The sequence below is a fragment of the bacterium genome (assembly GCA_012517375.1).
GTDB lineage: Bacteria > Hydrothermota > Tepidihabitantia > B3-TA06 > B3-TA06 > JAAYVC01.
In genome coordinates, this window is record JAAYVC010000103.1 from 1 (window position 1) to 5,087 (window position 5,087).

The window sequence follows — 5,087 nt, forward strand, 5'->3', positions numbered from 1 at the left end:
AGGCTCGCCCTTCGGGCCGACCTTCGTATCAACGAGCAGCATGCCTTCCTTACCGAAAGTAAAATACTTGTCGGTAAGATGCGGAACAGCGACGGGAGGAAACACGAGTTGAGCAACCCTGACCACGTCCTCGGATTCCATATAGGCAAGCGAGAAATTGGTCAAGGGCTGGTCTAGATGCACAGTTGAAAGTTTAGGGTCCATTGTTTACCTCCTTAGCCCGACGTATATCCAGGAGCGCACTTCATCCTGAATACCTTGCCTGCCGTCGCGGCTTCCATTGCTATTCCTGCCATGTATTTAGTTACAGCTCCGCTACATGTTACGGCTTCGCCTGCGGTTGTTGCCGTTACTTTGCCGAGCGCAAGAATACCCGCACCGCCGCAGTCAACCAGAACTTCCTCGCCAGGCACGAGGGGGCTGTAGTCAACCATGCCGTATTGAGCAACGCCGTCGGAGTAGAGAACGCCGATTATGATGTCAGTATCCGCAGTGGCGTAATCCACGCCGCCAGCGCCTAGTTTGATGAATCTGCGCTGAGAGCAGGCGGTATCATTCAACCATTTTGCCTGTTTGAGATTTTTCGGGACTTGCCCGAAGTTCATAGTAGCCACATTCGCCTCCTTATGTCGCAGCCGACTCTTCGGCTGTTATCTGCTTCTCGGCGAGCTTCAGCGCTTCCTCAGCCCTTCGCGAAGACTTGAACTTCAGGAGTTCAGGTACATCTTCAGGCTTGCGGCTAAGAAGCTCCTTATAGCGTTCCGCGACGAGTTCAGAATGTGATCTGTCTCTGTTGAGAGGCTTCTTGCTCGGCGCGTGAGACATCGCGGCTTGGTCTACCATTTCAGTTTCCTTGAATTTATCAAGAAGACCGACGATTTCAGCCAGGAGTATCTTTGAAAGAGTTACAGCCTCGCCTTCGTTGCTGACCTGGTTCGCGAGTTCTGCAAAATAGCCCTTTGCTCCTTCTGAAACCTCGGGCGTGCCGCCTTCAAGAGCTGTCTGGGCTTCTTTGAGAGCTACAGCCTCACCTTCACCAGTGAGAACGAGCTTTGAAAGCTTCCCGACTCGCTCGAGTATGGCCGGAGGTATTACGCGCTTCGCTTTATTCGGAGCTTTGAGCGCGTCAAGGAGCGGGTTGAACTTTACAAAGAGCGTTTCTCTGTGAAGCCGTTCAACCGCTTCCTTGTTCTTTTTTTCAGCCTCTTCCAGACGCGTGAGTTTTTCCTGGGCTTCCTTAAGGTCGCCTTCGGCTTTCTCCTTCGCTCTGGTCAAGACTTCAATTTCTTTTGGGTCCATATCGGAATCTCCTTGTCTGTTCAAAGGCAGTTGTGCCTTTTCCACTTTTTCCCAGGAGGTTTTTACTTCAAAAATTTCTTCCGCAAGGATTATCGAACCGTCAGGACTTATCGAATAATCGCAGCCCTGAAGTGCATCCTTGAAGCGGAATATAACCATACCCTGCGACTCGTTAGAAATCTGTACGTCTTCAGCCCATACATATTGATCGTCGGACAAACCGAGTTTCTTATGAAGGGCAGCTTGAAGACGGTTGCGCAAATCGTTCATGGATTCACCTTCAAGGCTAAGGGCGAACCTTTCAACCTTGTCGGAATCGGCCATGCGAGTCAGAAGGGCGCGGGTTGTTTTTGCGATTTCAGGGGTTACGTCGGAGCCTACTTCGGCAAGCCAGGGCACGAAGGGGTCGTTTGTTAAGGTGATAGATGTCAACACCTTTCCCTTGACAAACTCTTCCTGGTGATCCGGTCTGCGGTCCTTCCAGTGTGAATGAATAACCGCAGAGATATAGCCGAACTCCCCGTCTTCAATGGCCTGCTTTCCTCTCTTGTTGAGACGAACCCCACATAAGAGGACGGCTTCGCCAAGAGTCTGAGGATTCTTGCTAATTCCCAGCTTGACCTTTTCAACAGTGCCTATGCGCGCACGGCTCAGAGGATTATCTGATTCTGCAAACTCGGCCATGTGGTCTATATCCACGAACACCTTGCGACCCACAACCTCATCCTCGAAGTTGCGGGCTAAGGTTTCGAGATCGTCCTTGGATATAGTTACATGACGTCCTGTTTCATCCTTGAAATCCAGTGCCATTAAAGCCTCGACCCATTGAAGGTCGTCGTCTGCGGCGAGTGCTTCACGATGGAGATGTACCGCGACGATTATCCCTTGCGAGTCGAGCATCCTTGATGCAAAGAGCTGGCGCGACTGGGCCTGTTTAGGCTCTTCTTTAACCCATGCTGATTTATCTTCGTTGAGCTTGTATTCCTTCTCCCATTGAGTCCAGGCTACGGCCTCGGGAGAATCCGGCGGGTTATCGCTCGAAGCGACCGCGTCGCGAATCTCAGCCCAGCGATTCGCCTGAGCAAGCGTTAAGGAAGCTCCCTTGTGCGTCTTCACCTGCTCAGGCACGTCCGATTCATTTTTCCAGGGCACTAAAAGCCTCCTTTCTAAAAATCCCCCGTATCCCATGAGGCAGGAATAGGGGGGCTTGTTCTCGGATTAACAATCTTGTCTTCGTAAAGTTCCTTACGGGTTGAGCCGTAAATATGCAGATTGATACCTCTGCATCTGTAGCCATGCTTCGCTCGATTACCCAGACAAAGATGCGGAGCAATCCAGTATTCAAGGTCAGGGTCGTCGGCGCGGAGCGTCAACTTGTCAAGACGCTCGCATACTTTGCAAATACTCGGGTCTTCGAGAAGTTCTGAGCGGATTACGGCAACAACTTCATTCTCACCCGCAAGGTTGCCCTTCCCATTATATTTGAAAGAGCCATTCGTCTTTCTCTCAAGAAGCATCATGCGTCCCATTGATATACACTCGTTCATCGTCCCTGCCAGAAGTCGCTGGACGCTTCCTGAGTTTGACTCGTTAGTAAGCGCGTCAAAATAGTTCCTCACCCTATACATTGCCATTTTGACATCATCCTTAATACGCAATGCCTGGGATAGCTGCTCGCGAATGTCAAGTTCTATCCTGTATATGAGTCTGTTCGTTATTCCCGTTGCCCTGTTCGAAAGCCAGGAGTTTATCTCAGCCGATAAGCTCCCGGGATAAGTCTCGCCTGCTTCCTCGAAAGCCTCACGAGCCGCACTATCCGTCTGCTCCTTCAGCCAGTCCTTAATCAATCTCTGTTCGTCCATTCTGTAACGTAACTCGAACGTCTGCGCCTTCGTGTACTGCGTTGAAGGTTTCTCTTTGTAAAGAGAGGTTACAAAAGCTTCAGCCCCCGCCTTCTGCTTGTAAACGATGTCAAGAATATCGTCCGTAAAGTCGGCCTCTGATTGAAGCTCACGCGAAAGGTAATCTATCCACTGCTTCTCTGTGCGCACAAGAAGCTCTAACTCGCTGGGTTTTCTGCGAAGCCCGTCCCTCTTGAGCCTCGTCAAAAGTTCCCGCGCGCTTACGTAATGGTCGTGCTCGTGTCTTGAGAAAGCAGCAGGGTTCCCGCCCTCGTCTTGCGTGCCCTCGATAGGCAGTTCGGATTTATCTTGCGGCGGCGGGTTCTTAATATCGATTACGCCCGGGTTAAGGTGAATGCCTGTCAACTCGGCTATCTGTTCAAGCTCGTCCTGGGTTATCTTGCCGTCGGCGTAGAATGAGTCAAGCATCCTCTGGATAACTACAAGCTGAAGCTCAAGAGAATAGGCTTTAACCGAACCGTGAACTATTCGCACGTTCGGGTCTGGCCTCATAAAATTATAAGCAAGCGCGGGTCTCAATATCTGTTCATTCGCCACGTCGAGTACTGCGTCAAGTATCGCATCTTGAACAGAGCCAAGCCGTTCAGCCTGAGTTTGGGATTCCGCGTTCGTGCCGTGTTCGCCTTCCATGATAACGCGAGCGGGCATAAGCATTGCGCCCAGAATCTCGTTTACCAATATCTTGTTGAGAGTTTCAAACTGAGGAGATTTGTCTGGTGTATCCAGGGCTTCAATGTTCCAGCGATTCTCTCGAGTCATAGGGTCGGGGTCATAAGGTTTTGCAACACTCGTGCCCTGCCTTATCGTTTTTGCCACCTCTACCGCGTACTCCCCTGCTTTCGTTTCCGTACCGCCTACGTCAACCGTCTTGCCCGAGGGAAACGTAACAACCCAGGGCGGGTTTCCGTGCCGCTCGGCATAGTTGCTCATGTCCTGTAAAAGATAACGTCTGCGGCGATATGCGTCCCATGCGGCGGCAACGAGCGGGGTTCCGTATCTATCGGTAAGCTGGCCGTTCCAGGTGAAAAGAACCGCCTTGTTGTATCGGGTAAATATCTTGACCAGCGAAGGCATCCCCTTTACAAAGGCATTCCGGTTCTGATATTCGAAACCCATGAATGCGCCTAAGTCTTCGCCTGGCTCGGGATTCTCGAGTATCGTCGTATCTTCCCAGCGTAAGAGCCTGTGGTCGACCGGCATTACTACGCCGTCAATCACGCTCCATAACTGCTCCCAGCCTGCAAACCCGAAGTAAATCCCGTATCGCGCATCGCCCATAAACTTGCGAAGTCTACCCGATTCCATGAGCGCACGCACCGCATATTCGCGCTGCTCGCCTTCACCGTTTATCTCAATCTTTGCTTGCAGGAGCGGAAGCGTTACGTACTCTGCGGCGAACCACACTATCGGGTCAGCCAGCATGTCGCGAACGCGCGAGAAAGGGAATTGATGCTGACGGTAGATGATACCTTCGGTTGTGCGGAATCCCTGAGACGTGCGGACGCGGGTGTCCGGTGTTCTGGACTCGCCTAATTGAAGCTGAGGTACGCTGTAATTTTTAGGTTTTTCGGGTTCCGGCTTTTTCCCGAACCATAGCACTGACGCATCTCTCTTTCCCTCTTATCGAAAAGCGTCTAAAATCGGTGTCGGTCGTCTGCTAAAGTATAGTCTCTCGGTTGATAATTGTCAAGTCCTATTCGCTCAAGGTGAATTTCATCGTTGACGAGCGGCTTGATGCGCATAGCAAGAAGGTCGTAAGCCTCTGCGAATAGATAATGGTCCGCTCCTGAAGATACCCAGCGAGGCTTATCGCGACCCTGACTATCCTGTTCGATCACCCGCACGCCTGCCGTCATTTGTTTTGTG

Annotated in this window: 5 protein-coding genes; all 5 read right to left on the reverse strand. The window is 51.4% G+C overall.

Annotation, left to right across the window (positions count from 1 at the left end; all coding sequences use genetic code 11):
- Positions 1-204: hypothetical protein (locus GX441_11395; GenBank protein ID NLI99247.1), on the reverse strand; the 204-nt coding region annotated here is incomplete at its 3' end.
- An 11-nt stretch (positions 205-215) separates the two neighbouring features.
- Positions 216-614, reverse strand: a complete 399-nt coding sequence (locus GX441_11400; protein NLI99248.1) for a hypothetical protein — start codon at positions 612-614, stop codon at positions 216-218.
- A gap of 10 nt (positions 615-624) precedes the next feature.
- Positions 625-2,451 carry a hypothetical protein gene (locus GX441_11405; GenBank protein ID NLI99249.1) on the reverse strand — a complete coding sequence of 609 codons (1,827 nt, stop codon included), beginning with the start codon at positions 2,449-2,451 and terminating at the stop codon, positions 625-627.
- A gap of 14 nt (positions 2,452-2,465) precedes the next feature.
- On the reverse strand, positions 2,466-4,820 hold the full coding sequence (locus tag GX441_11410) for a hypothetical protein (GenBank protein ID NLI99250.1): 2,355 nt from the start codon (positions 4,818-4,820) through the stop codon (positions 2,466-2,468).
- Positions 4,821-4,855: 35 nt separating this feature from the next.
- The coding region (locus GX441_11415) for a hypothetical protein (GenBank protein NLI99251.1) at positions 4,856-5,087 on the reverse strand (232 nt) is incomplete at its 5' end.